Origin of the sequence: Pseudoalteromonas sp. NBT06-2, from assembly GCF_002276045.1 — a bacterium.
Classification (GTDB): domain Bacteria; phylum Pseudomonadota; class Gammaproteobacteria; order Enterobacterales; family Alteromonadaceae; genus Pseudoalteromonas.
Genome location: NZ_NQMR01000034.1, coordinates 1 through 24,969, shown reverse-complemented (window position 1 = coordinate 24,969; position 24,969 = coordinate 1). Strand labels below are relative to the sequence as shown.

The following is a 24,969-nucleotide window of genomic DNA, read 5'->3' as shown; positions in this document are numbered from 1 at the left end:
TATATTAATATTTATAATCGTAATTCTTTTTTACGGTGTTGTTATATTTAATAACCTATACCCAAGCCACTTCAAGATGTGAGGTTCAGGACTGCTGAGCAATTCATGATCTAGGCGCATCTTTGCATTAATGGTTACTCCCTTAAAAAAAGATGGAACAACGAGCATGATTTGCTCAGAAGTCCCTGTAAGGTTGGTTTATAAATGCTTTATGCAGCGTTATTGATTTTGAAAAGGGAATACCATGTTCTTCAATCAATGCCTTGCCTAAAGCATTTCTAATTCCAACTGAATCCTGCATCTTGAAGTGGTTTGGGTATAGTCAAATATAACAACCTAAAAGATAATGCTTTTGCACAAATTGACGTTCAACTTCATCGACGACATGATTTGATACCTAATTTAGTTGAGACATGTAAAGGATATATGTCACATGAAAAACAAACATTAGAAACTGTGATCAAAGCACGTAATCAAGCAATTTCTTGTTTAGAGTCGATAAAAAAAAATGGTTTGAACAATAACTTGATGAGCCAGTTAGGGAATGCTGAGTCATTATTAACTAAATCATTAGGGCAACTGCAAATAACAATTGAAGATTATCCAGATTTAAAAGCGAATGAGAGCATAGCACAATTAAATGAAGAATTAACAAGTACAGAAAATAGAATTTCATACGCTCGTCAAGCATATAACGATGAGGTCATGGCCTTTAATACATATAAGCAAAGTTTTCCTCAAAATTTACTTGCCAGTTCATTTGGCCATTCAGAAAACGCGCCCTTGTTAGTGTTAGAAAATCCAAAATTACGCAGTAAATCACCTTCTGTATCATTCCATTCGTAAAGTGGACTAATATCGCACTGTGAAAAATTTCTTTGAGCAACAACAAACCAATAAACGTAATAGTCTTTGGCTAACGTTATTATTTATATCTGCATCAATCTTCATTATTTGGCTAACACAATGGCTAATAGGCAGTATAAGCGATAAACAAATACTGCAACAATTAGATCTCATTCTAAATCAAGGGTGGGATATATTTCGACAGCAATATAATAACCAATTTGATTGGACCATATCTCTTATAGTGTCCCTTATTATTTTTTCCGCTATTGGCTATAAATATAATCAATTAAAACAAGGGGGTAATATAATAGCCATACAACTAGGTGCGCAACTCATACAGCCTAACACCTATCACCCTTTAGAAAAGCAATTAATCAATATTGTTGAAGAAATCGCTATAGCTGCACATACAACAGTACCTCAAGTTTATTTACTTAAACATCATAGTAATGTAAATGCTTTTTCTGCTGGCAATAGTAGTAAAGATGCGGTAACTGGCATTACCAGAGGTGCATTAGAAAAATTAACCCGAGATGAATTACAAGCTGTTATCTCTCATGAATTCAGCCATATTGTTAATGGAGATATACGCTTAAACAATCGCTTAACAGCATGCATATTTGGTATTAGTTTTATCGGCTTAATTGGTGAAGGGTTAATTAATCATGCTTTACACAATTCTAAATGGTTAAATAATAAAAATAACCCATTTGGATTCACAGCATTAATCGGGTTAATATTTATCATCTATGGTTTAATTGGCACTATTTTAGCAGGTATGATAAAAGCAGCTATTTGCCGCCAAAGAGAATACTTAGCAGATGCAAACCGCCACACAATTTAATCGTAATCCACATGCTTTAGCAAATGCTTTACAAGTTGTTGCAGGTCTAAAATCTAATCAAATAAAACGCCATTATCAACATCAATATAGCCATTTATTTTTTACTGAAACAACATCAACTTGGTTTAGTTGGTTTTCTACTCACCCACCTTTATTAAAAAGAATAAAAAAATTAGATCCTAGCTTTAATAATAAAAACCTAATAATCGAGAGAAATAGTCTGTGTAATTATCAAACTATGATGTTATCAGCAACACAAACACAATACGAACAAGTCAAAACACAAAAAATTGAGAGTAAAAATATAACAATCAAGCCACTTATTAATGATGTATCCGATGAATTAATTGATATAGCACATGATCCAAAACAAGCTATTGTATTAGCCTGTTTATTAATTTTAAGTGATGATTTTAAGCAAAGCTCTGCGCAATTGAATTTAATCTCAAAATGTAACTTAATAGACCTTTATACATTAGATAGATGTGAAAACTTATTAGTATATATCAGCTTAACTAATAAATTCAAGTTGATTGAAGTTGCAGTAAGTGCGCTTCACTGCTTAAATATAAATACTAAAACTCAAGTAATTGAGCTTTTATTTCACATTATTAGTTTAGGCAGTTCAAATCAAATTACATTATGGGCATTTTATGAGTTGTTAACGTATCAATTAGTTAAACCTATTAAAATGAATCTTCTTAAATCACAAAAGCAGTTATTAATAAGTTGGCGATATTTGGTGAGTGTTATGGCACATTTTGGATGCGATAACCTAAACCAATCTCAAATCGCATTTGCTGCCACAGCAACAGCTTTTGGCGTGAAACAGCAAACAATTTTAGAATTAAACAAACTAAGTTTAAATGATGCAAAAACATATTTAGATTATTTAACTTTACTTCCTATAAAAAATAAAAATTCACTACTACAAGCATTAGAATATTGCGCAAGACAAGATAACAAGATCAGTAAAAATGAAAAAATACTCCTATATGTATTCAGTATAAGACTGGACCTACCCTGTCTTATGATTGAAAATACCTAACCTTATTCACTGCGTTTTACTATAATTAAAACTGTATTAGACTGATACTTGGATTCTATTATGGAAGCTATCGTTGGCGTAATTGGTTTATGCATATTTACAATTATCATGTATTTTTCGATGAAAATTTGGTCTCGTTTTTTTAAAAAGCAAATACACCGTAAATAGATATACTTGCTTAAGGTTAAAACGTAAACCGATTAACGTACACCGTGCATAGCGCGCTTTAATAATGGTGATAACAATAATAATAAAACACCGCTCCCAATACCTACCCACATTAAGAATTCAAAAAGTTGGGTATAGGTTGCTGCAGCTTCAGTAATATTAACCTCTCCACCATTAGTTTCAATTGCCGCCAGTTTACCTAAGCGCATAGCTACAACTTCTGACAGCGCTGTTGCCAAAAACCATACTCCCATGGATAAACCTACAACTCTGTGTATTGCCAACTTAGTGACTGCTGATAAACCAACAGGTGATAAACACAACTCACCTGTTGTATGAATAAGATAAGCCAAAACTAACCACCACAAGCTTATTTGCCCTGCAGCATTAGGAAATTGTGCACCCAATACTAAAACACCAAAACCTAAACCTGCTTGAATTATTCCTAATGCAAATTTAACCGGGATATTAGGATTTAAATTATATTTATCGAGCTTTACCCACAAAGCAGCAAATGGCAGAGCCAATAAAATGATAAATCCCGCATTCAGAGAACCAAACTGACCAGCTGCAATCTCAATTCCTCCTAAATTACGATCAACTACACGGTCGGCAAATAGAGTCATCGACCCAGCAGCTTGCTCAAATAAAGCCCAAAATACAATTGTTGATGTAATTAGCACCATAAGAACTATCATTTGTTGCATTTCTTCTTTTGTACCTTTGAGAACAGCATAAGCAATTAACCCCACACCAGACACCAGTAAGAGTAATTGTTGTGCTGCAAAAACCATAGGTTCATGCTGTATGATCAACCAAAAAACTGACAGGCTTAAAATTGATAAAAGATAAATCAAATGCTCACGATTAATAAAGCCAAATAATTTTTCATATAAAACATCAGGAAACTCAGGTTCAGCAAGCCCTTTTAAATGTTTAGTACCTCTTATAAAAGTGACTAATCCAATTAACATGCCAATACCTGCTGCACCAAAGCCATAACCCCAACCATAAGATTCCCCTAAATAAACACATATAATGGTTGCGGCGAATGACCCTAAATTTATACCCATATAAAAGATTGTAAAACCAGACTCTCTACGGGGGTCATCTTGCTCATATAACTGCCCTACAATGGTTGAAATATTAGGTTTTAAAAATCCAACACCTACAACAATAAATGCTAATGCGAGATAAAAAACATTAAGCGCGGCTAAGTCTTGAATTTTGATAGTTTGAGTAATAAGAGTGCCAGATAAAAGGACAGAGCCATCGTTTAAAGTAATATCTGATTCAAGAATTGTTCCTGCTGCATATTGCACAGCTTGATGGCCCTCTACCGCCATCAATAAGTGACCAATACATAATAATATACCGCCAAATAATACCGCCTTACGCATGCCTAAGTATCTATCAGCTAACATGCCACCGATAACTGGTAACGCATAAACTAACCCGGCATAAGCGCCTAGCACTTCAAGTCCCTCACCATCTGTAAATAAATGATATTTAGTGACATACAATAACAATAAATACTTCATACCATAAAATGAAAATCGCTCCCACAACTCAGTGGCAAAACAAACATATAATCCCTTTGGGTGACCAAATAGTTCATCTTGAGGCTTATTTGCCGTAATGATTGTTTCTTCCATAGATGCACCAAATACTCATAATTTAAACAAATATAAATCCATTATAGTTATAAGAGACTCAATTAAGCCAGAGCGGGAGTATATCAATCAATTTAGAGCCACAAAGCACTATAGTTATTGTTAATAAAATAATACCTGTTACTTCATAATCTTTATGCACGCCTACTACCTACTAACGATATGTGCTCTTCAATATTTCAATTTCTTGAAATTTAAATAAATTCACTACACTGTATCCTATGCCAAAAATAAACCCACCTGTCAATCAAATTAAAAAGTAAGTTACTTATATATTTCTATAGTCATTAAAGCTATCTATCCATAAATTTGTTGCTATATTTTGTAATGATTAGAAGTGAACATGGAACTATACATGCTGGTTTTAAAAAATTACTTATTAAAAAACTTTGAGCAGTTTTTTATTCTCATAATTTTAGTGAGTGTATCTTCTATCGTTTATTTTATTCCTCACAAACTTGCTTTTTTAAGTTTTTTCTTTATTCCAGTACTTATGGGAGCATCGTATTTAGGTACTAAACAGGCAATTCTTGGTGCATTCTTTTCTATCATAATTGTTTCAATATATGCATTTTATTTTCCTGAAAAATTTATTGTTAAAAATGATATGTTTTCATTATTTTCAAGTATTTCTGTATGGGGTGGATTTCTCATTTTAAGTGGATCAGTTGTTGGTTATTTAAATCAGCAATTAAGGGAGAAACTTCTCCAAGCAAGTAAAATGAGTGCTGAGCTTGATGACAATACAGAGCTACTAAACAAAACAACCACTGAATTAATAGAGTTTACCGAAAAATTTGATTTAAAAGTGGCAGAACGAACCTCTACACTAGAGAAATCAAAACAAGAAATTGAAAGTCATAAACATAAAATTGAAGATGCACTTTACTCTACTATGGATGCAGCCGTTGTAAAGTTAATGATAGAGAAACGCCTTCGAACTGAAAAACGCCGGATCAGTATTTTATTTTGTGATTTAGTCAGTTTTACACTTTATTCAGAACAACGACGTGCAGAAGTTGTAATAACCGACTTAAATAAATACCTCGCCTCAATGGAGTCTGTATTACTGCTGTATAACGCTCACATCGATAAATATGTAGGTGATGGTATTATGGCAGAGTTTGGTGCACCTATTGATTATGAACAACATGCTTTAATGTCAGTCATATCAGCATTAAAAATGCAAGAACAGTTACAGCATGATGATTTTCCTTGGCAAATGAGAATAGGTGTAGCAACCGGTGAACCCATCATTGGTTTAATAGGTCATAAACGTCAATCATATACCGCGTTAGGCGATGTGGTAAATTTAGCTTCCAGAATAGAAAGTTTATGTAAGCCAGGTGAGGTAACGATAGATGTAGATACCTACGAAGAAGTAAAACGATATTTCGAAATTGAATCAATTTATATTTCAGGTACGAACAATGAAATGTCGACAGATTTAGCTGAAAAAATAAATAAAGAGCTAGTTATTTGGCATCAAAACGAGATAGCATCTCAAGCTTGTATTTTAGCCATACTTTATGAACAAGCTGGAAATTTAGACAAAGCTAAAACATTTTATAAACATGCAATGGATTTAGAGCCAAATAATTCAGAAACAAAAATTAAATTTGCAGAACTATCTATGGAGTCAGACACTGAAAAAGATGTGCCTATAAAAGGTAGAAAAAAAACAAGCCATTTATACAGGGTCATCGCAATAAAAAATCCATTATACAATACTGAAATTATTCCAAAAAGCATATTAAATTTGTATGTTTCTGAGGTTGAACGCCTTGTTAATTATCCTGAAGATATTTTATTACCCGTTGAATGCTTAGATGGCTCTATTGGTTACTCCAGAATTATAGGCTTTTTAGCTTATATTATTTCTGATAAATTAAAACTACCTGATAAAGAAAAAAAAGATATTTTAGAAGCCGGTTATTTAGCAGATATAGGTAAATCTATTATTCCCCACCACCTATTAAACCGTAGAGGAAGCCTCAATAAAGTTGAGTTTTCAGAAGTAATTAAGCACCCTATAGAAGGTTTAAGAAAATTGAAAAGTATGGGGTTTCAAAATCATACAATGCTAAACTTAATTGCATGTCACCATGAATACTTTGATGGTAGTGGTTATCCAAATAATTTATCTGGCGTTGATATTCCACTTGGCGCTAGAATAATCGCAATTGCAGAAGCATATACGTCATTAACTTCATGGCGACCATATCGTGAAAAGTGGGAAAACCATGCGGCATTTTCTGAATTACAAAAACAAACTGAAAATGGTAAGTTTGACCCAGAGTTAATGCAAATATTTGAACATATTTTATATGACAATAAAACAGATAATGAGTTAATTCATTTAACCGAAAAATTAATACATTGATAATTCGTAATGTATTGTCATCGAAAAATCAAGTAGGGGTTATCTAAGTTGCCAATCTATTTAATATGCTGCTTATGTTAGCTACTTTAAAGTAATTGACAAATTTCCTGAGCACTGGATTGAGTTCTTTTAACAGCACCACCAAATTCTTTCTCCACCATTACTAAGGGTTTCATCCTCTTTTCAAGTAGAAAGATTTTCAACTTCGCTGGGCAAACAAAAAACCCCGCTTAGAGCGGGGTTTTAATATATACAGTTACAGTTTGTATAATTATACTATTTCGATTAATTCAATATCGAAAACAAGCGTTGAATATGGTGCAATTGAAGCGCCAGCACCACGTTCCCCGTATGCTAAATCTTGTGGAATGTGTAAACGCCACTTTGAACCAACAGGCATGATTTGCAGTGCCTCAGTCCAACCTTTAATAACACCGTTTACTGGGAATTCAGCTGGTTCACCACGTTCAACAGAGCTATCGAATACAGTACCATTGATTAAAGAACCGTGATAATGAGTACGTACTGTAGATTCCGCTGTTGGGATCTCACCTTCACCAACTGTTAAAACTTCGTACTGTAGACCTGACTCAGTCACTGTAATTTCTGCACGCTTAGCATTATCTTCTAAATATGCAGTACCTTCAGCAGTTAACTCTTTAGCTTCGCTATCACGACGAGTTTGAATTTCAGCATTAATTTCTTCGAATGCAGCTTGAATTTCAGGGATTTCAACTTGGAATTCACCGCCAGTGAAAGCATCTTTCATGCCTTCAAAAACAAGATTAAGGTTTAAACCTTCGAATGGATTGCCTTTTAGTTGCTCACCCATTTGTAAACCAATACCGTAGCTTGCTTTATCAGCATTTACTTTAAATTTTTCAGACATAACTTTTCAAATAACCTTTAAGAGTATTTATAAAAAAATAATGTAATCACGTTACATTATTTCAGGATTTTATCATTTTTTATTTCTTTTGTTCAGAATTAATCTTCATTTTACTCGCAATCAAACGAATTAACTCATAACAAATTGGTAATGCAACATATAGAGATAAATAAAATAATGAATATACACTCTCTAATGGCTTATTTTGTTTAACCAATACGATGGTACTAATCACACCTAAACCACATAAAGATACAAACCAACTACACACTCTTGGAAATTGCTTTTCATATTTATTTATTAAATGTGCTATCAATGCAATATAAATCAGACTATAAAATTGAGCACTAGGGTTTTGTACAATTGAATCATCTATCATTTTAAATACATTAGTAAAACCTAGATAATAGAAAACACTGAAAGCACTCCAAAGCAATAATTTAACACTCATTTTATTTTGCATTTAATTCTGTTGATCCTAGAATATAAAAATAAGGATTTTACGCTAGAGTTTACAAGCGCTCAAATACTTTGTGTAATTTTTATTTTTCAATCGATTATGTTGTTTGTTAACCTAAGTTAATGATCAAATAAATAGCTTTAATTAAAATATCAAAATAAATTTATATTTGCTGTCTAAATTTAATTGTCATCAATAATAAATATTTAAATGATATTTGTAGATACTCATAAAATTTTTATAGATCACACTGGATGCTGTATAAAAAAACAGTATAATAGAAGTGTTGTTTTATATACTAAAAATATAGCTAAAAGGAATTCGAAATGAATACAAATGACGAGCTAAAAGATCTCATGGCACACGTCCCCTTAACACAATTAACAGTGGCTAATTATACTTAATCATCGATAGATGCAGTTAAAGATTGGTGCTCTTCGAGACAATCTAAAAGGTATAATAATATGCCATTAAATAAACTTAAATTATTAAAATTTGAAATTATTAATAAAAGCTAGTAATTATGTATATTTGATACATGATATTTAATTAAAACTGCTTGGAAAAACATTGGCATTAAAGGTTTTCCACTCATCAGTGGTTAGATAAAAAATATATAAACATTTAAATTCTACTGCTCTTTTAAAAAAAGAATAAGAGGTAAAAATAAAAGTTCTGGTAAATTATCTAAATCAAGAGAGCTAAAAAGAACGACAAGAGCAAATACAATTGTCAGGAGTTATGCGATTGCATTATTAGTCGATAATAACTGCTTAACCATATTGAGTAAGTTATCAATATCAAAAGGTTTTTTCAAATAGGTAACGCCTTCAAGAATTATCCCCCTTTTTGACAAAATATCATTACTATATCCTGAAACAAACATCACTTTACTTTCAGGATAAATACGCAAAAATAGCTCTGCTATATCCTTACCATTTTCTCCTCTTGGTAGAATAACGTCAGAAATTAATAGTGCAGGGGCTGATTGACTATCATTTAAATAATCAAAAAGTAGTTCGCCACTTTCAAAAGACATTACAGTATAACCAGCGCAGTGAATTACTGACTCCATTAACTTTCTTACAGGTTCCTCATCTTCAACTATGCAAATAAGCAATGTGGCATGCTCTTTATTGAATTCGTTATCTTTATATATTTGTTTTGCATCTGTCGTAATTGTGTTCACGTTAGGATTTAAAGGCCAATATATATTGAATTCTGTACCAATACCTAGCTCACTATTAACAATTATTTCACCTTTGTTTTGAGTCACAATGCCAAACACTGTCGCCAAACCTAAGCCTGTTCCTATATCTCTTTTAGTCGTAAAAAAAGGTTCAAAAATTTGGTTCTTGATGTCTTCAGGAATACCCACCCCAGTATCTTTCATTGTAAAAATAACATATTTATTATCATCACTCGTATTCAAGCTCAAGTTTATTTGTTTCTGCTCTGTTGATTTTTTTTCAATCATAGCATCTCTAGCATTAACTAATAAATTGAGGATTACTTGATCTAATTGATTAGCATCAGCAAGGACATAATACTTATCTTCTCCTTCAAGTGAGATAAAAATATCTTCTTCAATAATGGAAGAGTATGTTGTTATTGTTTTTTTTATGTGAGCATATAATTCAATTGAGTAAGGTTGTAATATTTGTTTTCGACTAAATGTTAATAACTTTTCCGTAAGTAATTTAGCTTTATCGGCTGCTGCTGAAATTCGCCCTAAGTAATCTATACATTTGTCTTCTTGGGCAAAAATATTACGATCTCTTTCCATTAATTGAGTATAACCAAGAATAACTGAAAGCATATTATTAAAGTCATGAGCAATACCGCCCGCTAACCTTCCGATAGATTCAAGTCTTTGGCTCTGATTAAGGTTATTAGATAATCGCTGATTTTCTTTATCTTTCTCTTTTAATTCATTGATATTTTCGTAGAAACAAATAATGCCATAAATATCTCCTTTAAGATCTTTAAGTGGATGTATTATTTCTTTAATGAAAATTTGTTCTTTATTAATTAAGGTAATTTGACGTTCCGCGTCATGAAAAGGGATGTTTTGTTTAAGTACTTGCTGCTCTAGATTGTTATTAAAGAAACTTGCTGATATTTGTTCACTCGTTTTATGTAAAATACAGTGTGATTGTTCTAAACCTAGGTCTTCTAAATATGCACTATTACAACCTAAGTACCGCTGCTTAATATCTTTCCAATAAATACGCACAGGCATAGCTTCGATAACATCGTGTATCATCTGATGGGCGGATTCTAATTGAGCTGATGCCTCTAATAAATCTCGCAAATCTCTAATAATACATAAAAAACCATCATTTATATGATTGATATCTTTGAGTAAAATAATCGTTACTTTGCAAGGCAATATCTCATTATTCATTGAAATAAGATTCATCTTGAGGCTACTTCGTAGTTCTGAGTTTTCGATATGTATCAGTAAGTCTGAAATATCACTTGCCTGTTCAAACAAGCTGAAAAAGTCAGTTTTATTTTTTATTATTTTATTGCCAAAAATTCGTGAAAAATGTTCATTTTTTTCAACAAGATTAAGTTCTGTAGAGAGCTTTATTAGAACATCCGGAAATGATGAAATGAGAGATTTTTCAATCAATAGCTGTTTAGATATTTGACATTGAGCATTTGCTTTTAATTCAATTTCACGCTTTAACCATAAACTTTGTTGTACAGTTACTTCTGTTAACAAGTCAAATGAGTTTATTACCTGTTGCGCTGTCAATAAGTGAGTAAATTTTCGAAGGCATGCTTGATGCAACGATACGACTTCCTCCAAAGAAAACTCATTAAATGCCAATAACTTACCTAACTCAGAACACTGATACAAAAGATCTTCAGATGGATGTTTAGCATAATTAAGAACATAATTTTCATATGTTTTCACATGTTCTTCAATATTATTCATCATTCAATTCTCCACAAATTATGCAAACATCATCATTTCCACACCATAGCTTTGAAAGCACTTGGATAATATGTCTGGGGTTCATATTGTATAGCTGTTGACGAATGTTGACATTAATTTTCTTGAGGCCATCCGTGTACATTAATAATTTTGCATCTTTTGGTAATGATAATACTTGAAGTTCAATTGGATATAGTTGAGCGCCAAAAATACCTGGAATAGTTTTCAATTGATGAATAGATGTTGGTGTGATAATAAGTGATTCTATGTTGCCAACACTAAAATAAAAGATCTTTTGTTCTGTTTTTTTTATTAATACAAAACTAATGGCTACACCACGAGTTTTTTCTATTGCCTTCTCACACGTTTGAATAATACTTTTTAAAGGTTGATCTGAATACTGCTTAATGGTTTGATAAGTTAAATTAGCAACTTTACTTGCATCTTCACCGTGTCCAATACCATCAATAACCACGTACAATTGATCTGATCCTAAAGTGATAAATAAATATTTATCTCCACAATAAATCTCTTTCTTTTTATGTTTAAGAAAAACCTCCATTAAACATTCCACTTAATACATGATATCTGCGTGCCTTTCGAACTCGATTCAATATTAAATTCATCCATTAAGCGTTCAGTACCAGGCAAACCACCACCAAGTCCACCATTGGTAGAGAAACCATCAGTTAATGCATCTTTAATAGAGGTAATGCCTGGACCATCATCGATACATAATAATTGAATTCCTATTGCGTCTTGGCAAAACAGAAGAGATACTGTGATCGTGCCACCATTATTAGTATGAAAAACTAAGTTATAACTAAGCTCTGATAATGAAGTAATAAGATGAGCTAAATTAATCTGACCAAAACCATGTTTTAATGCAAGGTCTTTTACTTGGTACCTAGCTCTAGCAATATGCCATTCTTGGTTAATTTTTAACAGAAACTTGACATTACTGCTGTATTCTTTTTGACTCAATGTAAATGACATGTGACTATCTTATTGTTCGAGAAATAGAAATATCAATTTGGGTATAGCCTGGTGATGACTCTATATCAAATGAATGCACTAATCTTTTTGCACCTGGTAATCCTAAACCCAAACCAGAACCGCCGGAATAACCATCTTGAAGTGCTAATTTGATATCAGATATGCCTGGGCCATGATCAACAATTCGAGCGATAATAATACTTTTTCTATTTGCACTTTTGACTAAAAATGAACAAGTACCCGATTCTGCATAAGTTAAAACATTTCGAGTTAATTCAGACAATGCAGTCGCAAAACGAGTTTGCTCTGCTTTTGAAAATGAATATAGAATTGCCAGTTCTCGTCCCTTCTGACGGACTATCACAATATCTTTTGTTGCTTTAATTGGTATTGTTTCATCAAACACATCAAGAACCCTTGTTTTAATGCTAGAAATAAACATAGTATTATTTTTTAGTTTTACCAGACTGCTCTTTAGTTAAATACAAGAATGCACTATCAAGTGATAAAAAAGTTTCAATACTATTTAATTTCATCCCCATATCAACTAACGTAGATGCGACTGCAGGTTGCACACCAGATAATACAGCTTTAGACCCCTGTAATTTTATCATTTTAGCTAAATCTGTTAGCACCTTAGCCATATATGAATCAATAACATCTAGCATTGAAACATCGATAATGATGCCTTTGGTATTTAATGCACTGTTTTTTTCCAATAATTCTGATTGAAATGCCAATGCTTGCTCATCAGTTAATTCCGTTTGAATCGAAGCTATTAAATTAGACTGCAACTGCAAAATGGGAATTATATTCATTTTGTATCTCGAATTATATTCATTTTTTATCTCTTAATTAGTATTATTATTAACTTTTTATACTATACGCTATTGCATTTTCTAAGGTATTGAATGTTTCAACATGACCTAGATCAACACCTAATTTAACAATGGTTAAGGCAGCATCAGGGCTAATCCCCGACAAAATAACCTGAGTCCCAACCATCTTTGCAGCCAGAATGGTTTTTAAAATATTATTAGCAACATGAGTGTCAAAAGTCGGTACTGCGGTCATATCAACAATTACAAATTCAGCTTGATGTTCTACAGCGGCTTCTAATAATCCTTCAATTATTTTCTGTGCTTTAATAGTGTCAATAATACCCATTAATGGCATCAACAAGGTCTTTTTTGAAATTTTAACTATAGGTGTATCATGCTCTAAAGCATAAGCTTGTGAGTTGATAATTTCGTCTCTAGAGTCAGTGTAAAACTGAAAACTAATCACGACTAAATAATCAATAAAATTATTAAAATCAATTATTGTTCGAGGTGAAGTATCTGAGTGTTTTTGATATATCAGATCATAAATAATCTTTTTAAAAGTAAGCAAGTAGTTAGCTGTTTGTGTCGGTGTATAGCCGTTTAATGCCCTGTAAGCAGCAAACGACTGGAGTTCTTTTTTTAGTCGCTTGAATTGTTCTGAATTATATACTTGTTCTTCGACGCCAAGTAAGTCTGTGGGTGGTACTAAAAAACATTCTTCTATACACTCTATTAATAACTTACAATCTTTTTCTTCAGTTATGCGTTCTGAATTAATTTTTGTTGTTATTTCATTTAACCAGAGCGTAATAATTTCTCTATTATTTTTACTGAAAATTTTACCTAACTCTTGATAACTTGTCATGATTTTCCTTATTTTGGTATCTATGATAATTAAATAATATGTTATGTAGTAGTACTATTTAATTTGAGTAGCTTATTGTCTAACCAAATACTGGTTTCATTATGTGACATAGGTCGGCTAAAAAAATAGCCTTGACCTATTTGACAATTCATTGCCAATAATTGAGTTAAAGTATTTTGATCTTCAATACCTTCGGCAACGATGCTTATATTAAGTTGATTAGCCATTTGAATAATTGATTGAACAATAATCCTATCCTGTTTATTATTATGTAAACCGCTTATAAATGAGCGATCTATTTTTAATTCTGTAAAGGGTCCATTTTGTAGCATATTTACTGAAGCATAACCTGTACCGAAGTCGTCAATGGATAATTTAAAGCCCATAAGTCTTAAACGTGTTAACACTTCTAGCGATAGCGTACTTTTCTGTAAAAAAACTGTTTCAGTAATTTCTAAAGTAACGAGTTCACTGGGTATACGATATTTATCAATTTTGCTTCTTAATAAGTCGGGTAAATCATTCCGACTTAAGTCAAGAGCAGAAAAGTTGATCGATATACTTACATCACTAACTTTTTGCAGTAATAGTGAAAATGAATTCAAACTTTTTTCCACTATAACTTCAGTTAATTGACCAATCAGACCCAAGCTTTCAGCTAGAGCAATGAAGCGAGTTGGCTCAATATAAGTTTCATTTAACTGCCATCTGGCTAAAGCTTCAAAGCCTTCTACTTTACTGTTAACAAGGTTGATTTTAGGTTGAAAATAAACTTCTAAATTTTGATTTTTAATGGCAAGTGGAAGCTGTTTGGCTATTTCTTTATCGCTAACATTATTTAATTTTTGTTTTTTTTTGAAAAGTGTTTTAACAGGGAGTGTCGTAAAAAGATTATCGATAGAAATTAAGTCAAATGGTTTTTTTAAAACCGAATGAAACTTTAATTCATGTAATTTACATATCTCTCGAGCTGATTCAAGTAATGATTGATCTTGTCCTGAAGTAACTGAAATATAACCGGAGTAGTTTACATTTTTGAGAAAACGCAATATTTGTAAGCCATCGAGGTCTGGCATCACTAAGTCAATAACAATATGGTCTATCCCTGACAACTCATAATCAATAATTTTTTTTGAATGAGATAAAACCTGACATTGCGAACCTTTACTTTCAACAGCGATGCAAAAAAATTGAGCAAACTCATTATCATCATCTATTAAAAGTAGTGTATCCACAAAAAATCCTTTTATTGTTACTGCAATTACATAAAAAAGTATTACTATTTAAAAATTTCTTTAATAGCCAAAAGCTTAAGTTATTATTATGTCATTTTATGACAATACACAAGGTATTTATCAGAAAAAAAAATATAACTTGATTCAGATCTATTTTACAGAGTTTATATACCTGCCAAATTCTGGTGAACCTGTAGAATTTTATAGGTTCAAAGATCTGCTATCTAAGCTGGTTTATTAATTCAACTTTTTATACGAATGAAAGATTGCTATTATAACGCTCTTTTTACTTTTAAACCCGCTCATAAAACTCACCTTATATTAACGGGTAGTTTACATTCCATTTATTGAGCAGTTGGCGTATATTTTTATCTAATTCAAACTTAGATAAGAAACCATCAGCACCTAACTGGCAAGCTTCTTTTACTAATCCTCCCCGCGTATCACCTGAAAACATGACTACTTTTGATTCTGGTTGTAGGGCTTTGATCCACCCTAACAATACCAAACCATCCATGTCATATAAATTTATATCGATAAAAAGTAAATCCACTGTTGATAAACGGACACACTCAATAAATGGCTTTACATAACAAAAAATATTTATTTTCATAAATCCCATATCTGTTAATGTTACTGAAGTAAACTCGGCAACTAAAGGATCATCATCCAAAATAAGTATTTTTGATTCTTTATGTAATTTTGATTTCATGACTATTCCTTTACGTAGAAAATACAAAAAAAACATCGATTAACGTTGTAGTTTTATTATTAAGTATTAAGGGATTAGAAGATTAATATACAATAATCTATTATAAAAGATCTGACAATTATTTTATTAGAATAAAAAATCTAACTGTAAGTTGAACTGTCTTTTATGTATTGAATCCTAGCGCGACTTAAGATATAGCAGGCTATTAGGATTCAAAGCAACGATGTTATTAGAATATTTAAATTGAGTAATTATTTATTTGTATTGGTATAACGTTTATTGGTGAAAATACCGTTGAGCAACAACAATTACAATCAATAAAACGGTTAAGAGAGTTAGCGATAAAACAACAAAGAGCCTCTTAATCTCTTTGTTATTGGAGTTGAATATTCGTATGTCTAATCGCAAGGCTGGCATCATATCCGCGATAGAAGGTATATTAGAAGATGCCAAAAATGATTTGTCAGCAGAATTTCGAGCTGCAATTCATACCGCGAAAGGGCTATTAACCGTATTGATTGACGCGGTTCATAGTTATGATAGTTGTTTAGAGAAATCAGTTAGCGCACATCCAGATTGTAAAAAGCGATTAAAGTTAGAGGGCGTTGGAACGATCAACGCAATTAATCTTTATATTGTGCTAGGTTTTGCTGAGGCTGGCGTGTTTAATAAAGGAAGAGATTCATCTGGTGGAATAATTAAACTATGTTCTATAGGAAAATATACTAAAATTAGTTGGCGGAGAGATAGGGATTTGAACCCTAGATGGGCTATAAACCCATGCCGGTTTTCAAGACCGGTGCATTCGACCACTCTGCCATCTCTCCGCTGTGGGGCGCATAATAGTCACTTAATAAATTATTGTAAAGCACTAATTACATAATTCACTTTAACCGCTGTTTTTTAAATCATTTAGTATATAAAAACATCATTTAATAATATTGTTTTGGTGATTTAGCTATAAATGAGCTTACTAAACTCAAAATAACACCCACTATTGCAGCAAGTAATAAAGCAAAAGTTAAATCTACATCACCAAATATTATTTGTTTGGTTGGTTTAGTTAAAATAAGCGGCAGACTACTAAAACAAAATACAAAAAAACTGATTTTAAACCCACGTATAAAACCAAAACGTTTGGTAAAATGCATTCGCCATGTTAATAAAGCGATCACGCTAAACAAAGAGCAAAAAATATATTCTTTACTTTGTGTTGTTGTGGCAATGTAATATGTTACTAAAGCACCAAATACACCCCAAACTAACCATTGCCACCAAGTTTCTTTTTCGCGATAAAATAAATGATTCACTTTCGCGTGCCTCTTTTTATTCTTATTATTGTTTTAATTAAAATGATGTCAAAGCTATTTTGCTTTGTACTGAATAACCATACCAAAATTAACAAGAATAAAAAACCATCGAACTGATGTTTTCTTGAATGTTCCTTTTTTAGCTAACCTATTAAATAATAACATACTAAGCTAATGATAGTAGCTAATAACACATTGAGTACTACGCCTTGTTTTACCATATCAATCACCTTAATTTCACCACTTGCAAATACAATAGAATTAGGTGCAGTTGCAACAGGTAAACAAAATGCACAAGAGCAGCTAATTACCACAGGTATCATCAACAATTCTATAGGTAAGCCTAACGCAATCGCTGCAGAAGCAATCACAGGCATTAAAAGTGTTGCTGTGGCTGTATTTGAAGTGATCTCTGTTAAAAATGATACTGAAATACATAATGTAAATAACATAACTAATAAGGGTAATGTGCCAAGACTCACTAAGAACTGCCCTAACATTTCACTTAAACCACTACTTACAAATGCCTTTGCAATACAAATACCGCCAGCAAAAAGTAATAACATGCCCCAAGGAATATTTTTTGCTTTTTCCCACTCAAGTAATTTTTTACCTTTGCCATTTGGAGTTAATGCCATTGCAATGACACCTAACAGTGCAATACTTGAATCCCCAATTGTATTATTACCCATTAAACCAGACCAACCGCCAAAAGGTTCTTTTCTAAAGATCCAAGCTAGCGCTACAATTGAAAAAATAGCTAATACGCGTTTTTCAGCTACTTGCCATTTTCCCATATCAGGTAACTCTATGGCTGCATTAAGTTTTATATTACGACCAAGCCATAATGCGACTAATGGAATCGAAATTACAACAATAGGAACTGCTATTTTCATCCACCGAATAAAACCATACTCTGTTTGAGAGAATTGCTCATAAACTGAAGCAAAAATTAAGTTCGGTGGTGTGCCAATAATCGTTCCTATTCCGCCGATTGAAGCTGAATATGCTAATCCCAACAATAATGCGATTTTAAACTTTGTATTATTCGTATTTGCACACAAAGCAATAACCACAGGCAATAAAGCAACCACTGTTGCTGTATTTGAAATCCACATAGATAAAATTGCACTTGTTGTCATCACCGCAAATAAAATTCGGGAAGCACTGCCCCCACCAATTTTATTTATAATCATAAAAGCAACTCGCTTATGCACTTGAGATTGCTCTATCGCAACTGCAAGCATGAATGCCCCCATTAATAATAAAATGACATGACTACCTATTGAGCTAGCTGCTTGTTTATGAGTTAAGACCCCCACTAGAGGAAAGGAAGCGATAGGTAACAGGGAGGTTAATGGAATGGGTAAGGCCTCAGTAACCCACCAATAACCCGTTAAACATGTAATGGTTAGTGTTAAGGTTATTTCATGGGCAAGTTCGAATGAACTGCCAAATAAATACACTATGGTAGCAAAAAAGATACCCATCAAAATATGGGATTTAATAATTTTTATCATGTTATTTATTCTTATCACTTATTGAGTTTAGTTGTACCGATTATTTTAAATTAATGCTCAAATATAAATTTTCAAGAGCACTGGTTTATATCCATGCTACATAGGTATATAGCTTATAATTAAGTACTTTCATCCATTAAAGAAAGCCGTTATTGAATATTTAGATAATTTAGAATAAGCACATATTAAATAGACTAGTATTATTTCAGTTCTGAGAAAAATTCACTGATTTCGTTTCTATGAGGTTTAGCAAAATCATTAGCTGCTGATCCTAGATACAAATAGCCGACAATTTCATCTAATTCATTTAAACCTAAAGCAGATTTTACATGTTGGCAACTGGCATATACTCCTGTTCTCCAAACGCCGGCAAGACCTTGTGCAAAAGCAGCTTGTTGCATCGCCATTACAGCACAGCCTGCTGATTGTACTTGTTCAATTCTCGGTACTTTTAAATGCTCTTTATATTTAGCTATGGCAATAATGATCATAGGTGCACGCAAGGGCATTTCTTTTGATCTTTCTATCATTTTTGCATCTGCAGGAATGTCTGGGTTTAAGTTTTTTATCGCTGACTGATAATATATTTCACCTAAAACATGGCGTTTATCACCTTCAACAATAATAAATTCCCATGGTTTTAAAGCACCATGATCAGGTACTTTTAATGCAGCTTGTTGAATGATATTTAGTTGTTTTTTTGTAGGTCCAGGGGATTGAAGTTTACTATCTGACTGGCGATTTAAAAGTAGATCAATTGCATTCATAACTTTGTTATTTCACATTAAATTCATTTAGATAAAATGAGAATAACAAAGTTAAAGGAACTTATGCAGTTATTTCGTTCTTTTACTGTTACGAGTAAGCCAATAATCAATACTGGTTATACGACCACCTCCTGTAAAAAATAAACTCAATAACATAACAAAGTAAGTAGCTGAAAATTCAATACCATTGTTTAGAATAACCGGTCTGCCTTTTTCATATAAATATTCAGTGAAGCCATTTTCATTCACCACTTCCTTAATTTTATCCAAACGCTTTTTGGTAGCAATACTATTTTGTAAGCTTTTCTGGGCACCTGGGATCTGTAACCACGTTAAAACTTTAGCAGCACTTGTATCTGGGTTAGTTGGCGTAACAGCAAACCAACCATTGCTCCAATGAACCGTTGTTACGGCTATAAACATGGTGACCATAAGTGGGATTGCGGCAATTCGAGTGAATAAACCGACAAGTAAAAACCAACCTCCTAGAAATTCACTCCAACCAGCAAAAAAAGCAAGTAAGTCAGGAAATGGTAAACCTAAACCCCATTGAGTATTACCAAACCAAGTTACAATATTAGCATCAGCGGTAATTGCATTAATAAATCCACTCCATTCACCGCTTATACCAAGTTTATTATACCCTGCAATGATCATCACGGGGGCTAAGATTAACCTAAATAATAAGGGTGCTATACCTGATGCAATTTGCGTTTTATTTATTGAGGTATTATAAAATTGAATTACTTTTTGAAGCATATTTAGAACCTTGTCGTTTTCTATCTTAATTTTGAAATAGCATTTAACCAAGACCACGTTTAAGTATTTTTTATTTCAACTTAAATAAAAAAAACCACTAAATCAAGATTAGTGGTCTTTTGAAGTTTTTTTATTTTTTACGTTTAAATACGTCGTGCAACTTCTAATGCTTCAAATATGGCCCTTTTAGCATCAATGGCTTGTGCTAACTTCGCTCCACCAATCACATGCACGTTTGAATTCTCTTTTTCGGCATCATAATTTTTTGTATTCGACACTTGACCTATACACGCAATAACAGTATCTACATCAAGAAAACGCGTTATTTCATTTTCTTTTATTTCCAAGCCTTTATTACTGAAGCTTACATAAGAACAATCTGATATTTGTTCAACTTTTTGTTGTTTTGCGACCTGTCTGTGGATCCAACCTGTTGTTTTACCAAGCTCTGAACCAAAACGGCCAGGACTACGTTTTAACATATATAATTTATCTTGCTCTTGGTGATTTGATTGCTCAGTTTCAATGCCCCATTGTGATTGAAATTCATCGATAGATTTATTTGCAGGTTCAGCTAAAAATGCAACCATATCAAAACCAATACCGCCTGCGCCTAATATTGCAACCCGCTTACCAACTTCAACTTCACCTCTGATCACTTCATCATAAGCTAAAATACGTTTATCATCACTACATTCAATATTTGCAAGTCTTGGACTAACACCTGTTGAAAATACAATGTCGTCATACTTTGATTTCATATCTGGATCAAAAGCCGTCTTTAATTCTATGTTAACTTTTAGTCTTGCCAGTTCACTTTTAAAGTAAGTTAATGTGTAATTAAAATCTTCTTTACCTGGTACACGCATTGCTAAATTAAATTGGCCTCCCATACCTGAAGATTTTTCAATTAAAGTGACTTTATGGCCGCGCTTAGCTAGATAACACGCACAAGCCATACCAGCAGGCCCTGCCCCTACAACTAATACTGCTTTAGATTTAGGTGCTTTTTCAATTGCGTACTCTAACTCATAACCTGCTTGTGGATTAACTAAACAGGTCGCTCTTTTACCTTTAAATACATTATCTAAACAACCCTGATTACAGGCAATACAAATATTAATATTATCGCTTTGTTTTTGTTGATATTTCACAAAAAAGTCGGGATCTGCTAATAACGGTCTCGCCATAGAAATTAAATCAGCTTGGTTTTCGTTTAATATTTGATTGGCAATATCTGGTGTATTGATCCGGTTTACTGCTATAACAGGCGCAGATACCATATTTTTTAGTTGCTCAGAAGAACGTTTAAATGCACCTTGGGGCACCATACTCGCAATTGTTGGTACACGTGCTTCATGCCAACCTATGCCTGTATTAAATATATCAACACCTGCTTTTTCAAGCGATTTAGCTTGTTGTTCAACTTCATAAATACTTGAACCATCATCAACTAAATCTAGCATTGAGAGTCTAAATATAATCATAAACTTTTTAGATACAACACTACGCACGGCTTTAACTACTTCACACGCAAAGCGCATACGATTTTCAGGTGTCCCGCCCCACTCATCTTTTCTTTTATTTGTGCGTGGTGCCATAAATTCATTGATCAAATAACCTTCTGAGCCCATGATTTCGACACCATCATACCCGGCTTTTTCTGCCAAAAATGCCGAACGTGCAAATGATTTAATCGTAGATTGAATAGCACTTTTTGACATTTTTTTTGGTTTAAATGGGTTGATTGGTGCTTTAATTGCGCTTGGCGCAGTATTTAGTGGGTGGTAAGCATAACGACCAGCATGTAATAACTGTAAGCAAATTTTACCATCGTGTTTATGCACGGCTTGGGTGATAGATTTATGTTTTAATACATCTATCCAAGAGTTAAACGATGATGAGAACGGCGTGAGTTTCCCTCTTAAATTTGGGCTATATCCACCTGTTATAATTAGCCCTACCCCACCTTTAGCACGGGCTTCATAAAAAGCACGCAGTTTACTATGGTTACGCAAACCTTCTTCTAATCCGGTGTGCATCGACCCCATTACTAAACGGTTTTTAAGCTCATTATTTTTTAGTTTTAGTTTTTGTTCTAACATTTCGCTTCTTTTAACTGGTCATACCTGATTGCACAGTAACGATTTTTTAAAGAACTTACAAGATAAACAATTCGTAACTATTTTAATTTAAGTTTGTCTAAGAAATACGGTACTATATTAAAAATAGCTTTACATTTTATAAATACTCATCATTTAAGGATTTAATTTTGATTAAGAAGTTTTTTATTGGGTTATGGGATACATTAAATTTTTCCAGACGACTCATCGTTAATTTTTTATTTTTATTTATCGTTATTGCAGTTGTTATTGCATTAGGATCAGATGAAGATGACATTATTATAGAGCCAGGCTCTGCACTGGTATTAAACATATCAGGCTTCATAGTCGAGCAAAAAAAGTATGTTGACCCATTTGAAGCTGCAGTCAGTGATTCTATGGGTAAAAGCGATGAGCCACCTGAGATATTATTAGATGATATCATCAATGTTATTGATAGCGCCGCCAAAGATGAGCGCATTAAAATAATGGTGCTAGATTTACGTAATATGCGTAATGCCCATTTAAATAAGTTAAAAGAAGTGAGCGATGCTTTAAACCGATTTAAAGCAACAGAAAAACAAATCATTGCTACTGGAGATTATTATTCTCAAGCCCAGTATTATTTAGCAGCACATGCTGATGAAGTAACTATGCATCCTTATGGTTGGATGGGTGTAGAGGGTTATGCTATGTATCCTATGTACTTTAAAGATGCGATAGAAAAGCTATCAGTTACCCAGCACATTTTCAGGGTAGGTACTTATAAATCAGCAGTTGAACCTTTTATCAGAAATAACATGTCTGAACCAGCGAAGTCTTCTGCACAAGCTTGGCTAGGTGCATTATGGTCTGAGTACAAAACTGATATCGCTACCCTTCGTGGTTTTGATGTCCAAAACTTTGATGAAAAAATGGATGATTTTTTAGCTAAGTTCAAAACAGCAAACGGTGATTCTGGTCAATATGCACTCGATAATGGCTGGGTAGATTCTTTAAAAACCAAAGAAGAAGTTCGTCAGCAGCTCATTGCGTTAGTAGGTAAAGATATCAAAGGTAAAAGCTTTAAACGCATTTCACTTACAAACTACTTAACGACTATTAAACCACCAACTTCATTCGTTAATCCATTAACTGATAAAGTTGCTGTGGTTGTCGCTAAAGGTAATATTGTTGATGGTAAACGTAAAGCTGGTCAAATTGGCGGCGACTCAACAGCAGCATTACTTCGCAAAGCTCGTTTAGACGAAAAAGTGAAAGCTGTTGTATTACGTATCGATTCAGGTGGCGGTAGTATGTTTGCTTCTGAAGTCATTCGTGCCGAAGTTTTAGCATTAAAAGATGCTGGTAAACCAGTTATTGCTTCTATGAGTTCTGTTGCAGCTTCTGGTGGTTATTGGATAGCATCTGCTGCAAATGAAATTTGGGCGGCACCAAGCACAATTACGGGTTCAATTGGTATATTTGGTACTGTAATGACATTTGACAAATCACTCGCTAAATTAGGAGTCTACTCTGATGGTGTTTCAACAACAGAAATGGCAGGTTTTTCTCCAATGAGAGAGTTAAACCCACAGCTTGGTGAAATGATACAAATGAGCATTGAACGTGGATATGAAAGGTTTTTAACTATCGTAGCTAAAGCCCGTGGTTTATCAATTGAAGAAGTTGATGCGATTGCACAAGGACGCGTATGGATTGCAAGAAAAGCGAAAGAGCTAGGCTTAATTGATAAGTTAGGTAATAAGCAAGATGCAATTGAAGCTGCGGCAAAACTTGCTAGCCTTAAGCATTACGATGTTATTACCGTTGAGCAAGATTTATCTACAAAAGATAAATTTATTCAAGAGCTATTAAGTAATGCACATGTTCAAAGCTTTTTAAATATTGAGCAAAATAATGATGTGTTTGAAGCCGGTCTGCAAAGCCAAATTAGCTCTGTATTTTACAAGCTACAATCTGAGTTCAGTTCACTAAAAGACTACAATGATCCAAATGCAGTATACGCACGTTGTTTAGTATGTAATATTTACTAATATTTTGCTCATTTACTTGAGCCAAAAGCATATTAAGTATATAAAGAGCCCAGTAACTTACTGGGCTCTTTGTTATCAAAAAAAACTAGAACCATAATATTATTTCTCAGTACTATACCCAAGCTACTTGGAAATGCATGATTTCAGCGGGAGTTTAAATGGTCAAATACAAGACATTTATTGCTGGTAATGGTTATTCCCTTATCAGCATAAATAACGCGGTAGTTGACCATTTAAAACCCGCCCGTAGGGAATTTATCAGATAAGTAATCACTACGTTACATCAGTTTGAAAGGCAATAAGCATTCCTAAAATGATGTGCCTTGTGCTAACTCACCTGATAAATTCTGAAACAAGCATTATCAAGTGGCTTGGGTATATACCCAAGCTACTTGGAAATTCAGGTTTCAGAGCTTGGGTAGGATACGAGTACAAGGCATGATTTATAATTCAAGGTAATTCCCTGATTATGAATTATAACGCAGTAATCGTTTTCTACCCAAACTCTCTTAGAGCAAAAAGATAAGCGGCCAACTGCGTTGTTATAAGATATTTGTTGAGAATGTTAACGACACATCTTAC

General features: G+C 33.1%; 23 protein-coding genes and 1 tRNA gene. 5 read left to right on the top strand and 19 right to left on the bottom strand.

Translation table 11 applies throughout. From position 1 onward, the window contains the following. Window positions 1-30 precede the first annotated feature (30 nt). Entirely contained in the window at window positions 31-168 is a 138-nt protein-coding gene (locus CJF42_RS27370; protein ID WP_170940544.1) for a hypothetical protein, read from the bottom strand. Between the two features lie 144 nt (window positions 169-312). On the opposite strand from CJF42_RS27370, the gene CJF42_RS09050 reads away from it, so the two are divergent. The 3 genes from CJF42_RS09050 to CJF42_RS09040 are packed head-to-tail and all read left to right on the top strand — an operon-like array spanning window position 313 to window position 2,741. Next, window positions 313-846 (top strand): LemA family protein, encoded by a 534-nt coding sequence (locus CJF42_RS09050; protein WP_095366373.1) that lies wholly within the window; start codon window positions 313-315, stop codon window positions 844-846. 19 nt (window positions 847-865) lie between these two features. Continuing rightward, complete coding sequence (locus CJF42_RS09045; RefSeq protein WP_095366372.1) at window positions 866-1,693, top strand: M48 family metalloprotease; 828 nt, start codon at window positions 866-868, stop codon at window positions 1,691-1,693. Further along, window positions 1,671-2,741 carry a M48 family metalloprotease gene (locus CJF42_RS09040; protein ID WP_095366371.1) on the top strand — a complete coding sequence of 357 codons (1,071 nt, stop codon included), beginning with the start codon at window positions 1,671-1,673 and terminating at the stop codon, window positions 2,739-2,741. Before CJF42_RS09045 ends, CJF42_RS09040 begins: the two co-directional genes overlap by 23 nt. 200 nt (window positions 2,742-2,941) lie before the next feature. Here the strand turns inward: CJF42_RS09040 and CJF42_RS09035 are convergent, their stop codons facing one another. Continuing rightward, a complete protein-coding gene (locus CJF42_RS09035; protein WP_170940543.1) occupies window positions 2,942-4,564 on the bottom strand; it encodes a peptide MFS transporter in 1,623 nt (540 codons plus the stop codon). A gap of 373 nt (window positions 4,565-4,937) precedes the next feature. Between CJF42_RS09035 and CJF42_RS09030 the strand changes: the two genes are divergently transcribed. Next, entirely contained in the window at window positions 4,938-6,965 is a 2,028-nt protein-coding gene (locus CJF42_RS09030) for an HD domain-containing phosphohydrolase (RefSeq protein ID WP_170940542.1), read from the top strand. Between the two features lie 43 nt (window positions 6,966-7,008). Here the strand turns inward: CJF42_RS09030 and CJF42_RS29275 are convergent, their stop codons facing one another. From CJF42_RS29275 to CJF42_RS08945, 17 genes are all read right to left on the bottom strand, one after another. Beyond that, complete coding sequence (locus CJF42_RS29275) at window positions 7,009-7,107, bottom strand: group II intron maturase-specific domain-containing protein (protein WP_212668795.1); 99 nt, start codon at window positions 7,105-7,107, stop codon at window positions 7,009-7,011. A 129-nt stretch (window positions 7,108-7,236) separates the two neighbouring features. Further along, window positions 7,237-7,854, bottom strand: coding sequence for a BamJ family beta-barrel-assembly machinery protein (gene bamJ / locus CJF42_RS09020; protein ID WP_095366368.1), 618 nt, complete (start codon window positions 7,852-7,854; stop codon window positions 7,237-7,239). 79 nt (window positions 7,855-7,933) lie between these two features. Next, the gene (locus CJF42_RS09015) at window positions 7,934-8,317 is read right to left on the bottom strand and encodes a hypothetical protein (protein ID WP_095366367.1); all 384 of its coding nucleotides are present in this window, start codon (window positions 8,315-8,317) and stop codon (window positions 7,934-7,936) included. Between the two features lie 736 nt (window positions 8,318-9,053). Then, on the bottom strand, window positions 9,054-11,264 hold the full coding sequence (locus CJF42_RS09010; protein WP_095366366.1) for an ATP-binding protein: 2,211 nt from the start codon (window positions 11,262-11,264) through the stop codon (window positions 9,054-9,056). Continuing rightward, complete coding sequence (locus CJF42_RS09005) at window positions 11,254-11,823, bottom strand: SpoIIE family protein phosphatase (protein WP_095366365.1); 570 nt, start codon at window positions 11,821-11,823, stop codon at window positions 11,254-11,256. Before CJF42_RS09005 ends, CJF42_RS09010 begins: the two co-directional genes overlap by 11 nt. Beyond that, window positions 11,823-12,257: an ATP-binding protein gene (locus tag CJF42_RS09000; protein WP_095366364.1), complete on the bottom strand. Its 435-nt coding sequence runs from the start codon at window positions 12,255-12,257 to the stop codon at window positions 11,823-11,825. Before CJF42_RS09000 ends, CJF42_RS09005 begins: the two co-directional genes overlap by 1 nt. A 4-nt stretch (window positions 12,258-12,261) precedes the next feature. Beyond that, entirely contained in the window at window positions 12,262-12,663 is a 402-nt protein-coding gene (locus tag CJF42_RS08995) for an ATP-binding protein (RefSeq protein WP_212668794.1), read from the bottom strand. A gap of 40 nt (window positions 12,664-12,703) precedes the next feature. Next, on the bottom strand, window positions 12,704-13,075 hold the full coding sequence (locus CJF42_RS08990) for an STAS domain-containing protein (protein ID WP_095366362.1): 372 nt from the start codon (window positions 13,073-13,075) through the stop codon (window positions 12,704-12,706). A 49-nt stretch (window positions 13,076-13,124) separates the two neighbouring features. Next, complete coding sequence (locus CJF42_RS08985; protein WP_095366361.1) at window positions 13,125-13,946, bottom strand: STAS domain-containing protein; 822 nt, start codon at window positions 13,944-13,946, stop codon at window positions 13,125-13,127. Window positions 13,947-13,987: 41 nt separating this feature from the next. Continuing rightward, complete coding sequence (locus CJF42_RS08980) at window positions 13,988-15,181, bottom strand: EAL domain-containing response regulator (protein ID WP_095366360.1); 1,194 nt, start codon at window positions 15,179-15,181, stop codon at window positions 13,988-13,990. 316 nt (window positions 15,182-15,497) lie between these two features. Continuing rightward, on the bottom strand, window positions 15,498-15,893 hold the full coding sequence (locus CJF42_RS08975) for a response regulator (RefSeq protein WP_170940541.1): 396 nt from the start codon (window positions 15,891-15,893) through the stop codon (window positions 15,498-15,500). A 736-nt stretch (window positions 15,894-16,629) separates the two neighbouring features. Beyond that, a tRNA-Ser gene (locus CJF42_RS08970) sits at window positions 16,630-16,720 on the bottom strand. A 105-nt stretch (window positions 16,721-16,825) separates the two neighbouring features. Beyond that, window positions 16,826-17,203, bottom strand: a complete 378-nt coding sequence (locus CJF42_RS08965; protein ID WP_095366358.1) for a hypothetical protein — start codon at window positions 17,201-17,203, stop codon at window positions 16,826-16,828. Window positions 17,204-17,346: 143 nt separating this feature from the next. After that, window positions 17,347-18,723, bottom strand: coding sequence for an SLC13 family permease (locus CJF42_RS08960; protein ID WP_095366357.1), 1,377 nt, complete (start codon window positions 18,721-18,723; stop codon window positions 17,347-17,349). 200 nt (window positions 18,724-18,923) lie between these two features. Continuing rightward, the gene (locus tag CJF42_RS08955) at window positions 18,924-19,490 is read right to left on the bottom strand and encodes an NAD(P)H nitroreductase (protein ID WP_095366356.1); all 567 of its coding nucleotides are present in this window, start codon (window positions 19,488-19,490) and stop codon (window positions 18,924-18,926) included. A 69-nt stretch (window positions 19,491-19,559) separates the two neighbouring features. Then, window positions 19,560-20,249: an HvfX family Cu-binding RiPP maturation protein gene (locus tag CJF42_RS08950; protein WP_095366355.1), complete on the bottom strand. Its 690-nt coding sequence runs from the start codon at window positions 20,247-20,249 to the stop codon at window positions 19,560-19,562. Window positions 20,250-20,392: 143 nt separating this feature from the next. Continuing rightward, window positions 20,393-22,354, bottom strand: coding sequence for an FAD-dependent oxidoreductase (locus tag CJF42_RS08945; protein WP_095366354.1), 1,962 nt, complete (start codon window positions 22,352-22,354; stop codon window positions 20,393-20,395). A gap of 167 nt (window positions 22,355-22,521) precedes the next feature. Between CJF42_RS08945 and sppA the strand changes: the two genes are divergently transcribed. Continuing rightward, a complete protein-coding gene (gene sppA / locus CJF42_RS08940; RefSeq protein ID WP_095366353.1) occupies window positions 22,522-24,387 on the top strand; it encodes a signal peptide peptidase SppA in 1,866 nt (621 codons plus the stop codon). The last annotated feature ends 582 nt before the right edge of the window (window positions 24,388-24,969 follow it).

Bases quoted from the DNA above. Each gene is read 5' to 3' on its own strand.
- CJF42_RS08960 (WP_095366357.1), bottom strand. From the start codon at position 18,723: ATGATAAAAATTATTAAATCCCATATTTTGATGGGTATCTTTTTTGCT.
- CJF42_RS09015 (WP_095366367.1), bottom strand. From the start codon at position 8,317: ATGCAAAATAAAATGAGTGTTAAATTATTGCTTTGGAGTGCTTTCAGT.
- CJF42_RS08985 (WP_095366361.1), bottom strand. From the start codon at position 13,946: ATGACAAGTTATCAAGAGTTAGGTAAAATTTTCAGTAAAAATAATAGA.
- CJF42_RS09030 (WP_170940542.1), top strand. From the start codon at position 4,938: ATGCTGGTTTTAAAAAATTACTTATTAAAAAACTTTGAGCAGTTTTTT.
- CJF42_RS08950 (WP_095366355.1), bottom strand. From the start codon at position 20,249: ATGCTTCAAAAAGTAATTCAATTTTATAATACCTCAATAAATAAAACG.
- CJF42_RS08990 (WP_095366362.1), bottom strand. From the start codon at position 13,075: ATGAATATAATTCCCATTTTGCAGTTGCAGTCTAATTTAATAGCTTCG.
- CJF42_RS08975 (WP_170940541.1), bottom strand. From the start codon at position 15,893: ATGAAATCAAAATTACATAAAGAATCAAAAATACTTATTTTGGATGAT.
- CJF42_RS27370 (WP_170940544.1), bottom strand. From the start codon at position 168: ATGCTCGTTGTTCCATCTTTTTTTAAGGGAGTAACCATTAATGCAAAG.
- bamJ (WP_095366368.1), bottom strand. From the start codon at position 7,854: ATGTCTGAAAAATTTAAAGTAAATGCTGATAAAGCAAGCTACGGTATT.
- CJF42_RS09040 (WP_095366371.1), top strand. From the start codon at position 1,671: ATGCAAACCGCCACACAATTTAATCGTAATCCACATGCTTTAGCAAAT.
- CJF42_RS08955 (WP_095366356.1), bottom strand. From the start codon at position 19,490: ATGAATGCAATTGATCTACTTTTAAATCGCCAGTCAGATAGTAAACTT.
- CJF42_RS09005 (WP_095366365.1), bottom strand. From the start codon at position 11,823: ATGGAGGTTTTTCTTAAACATAAAAAGAAAGAGATTTATTGTGGAGAT.
- CJF42_RS08945 (WP_095366354.1), bottom strand. From the start codon at position 22,354: ATGTTAGAACAAAAACTAAAACTAAAAAATAATGAGCTTAAAAACCGT.
- CJF42_RS09000 (WP_095366364.1), bottom strand. From the start codon at position 12,257: ATGTCATTTACATTGAGTCAAAAAGAATACAGCAGTAATGTCAAGTTT.
- CJF42_RS09010 (WP_095366366.1), bottom strand. From the start codon at position 11,264: ATGATGAATAATATTGAAGAACATGTGAAAACATATGAAAATTATGTT.
- CJF42_RS09035 (WP_170940543.1), bottom strand. From the start codon at position 4,564: ATGGAAGAAACAATCATTACGGCAAATAAGCCTCAAGATGAACTATTT.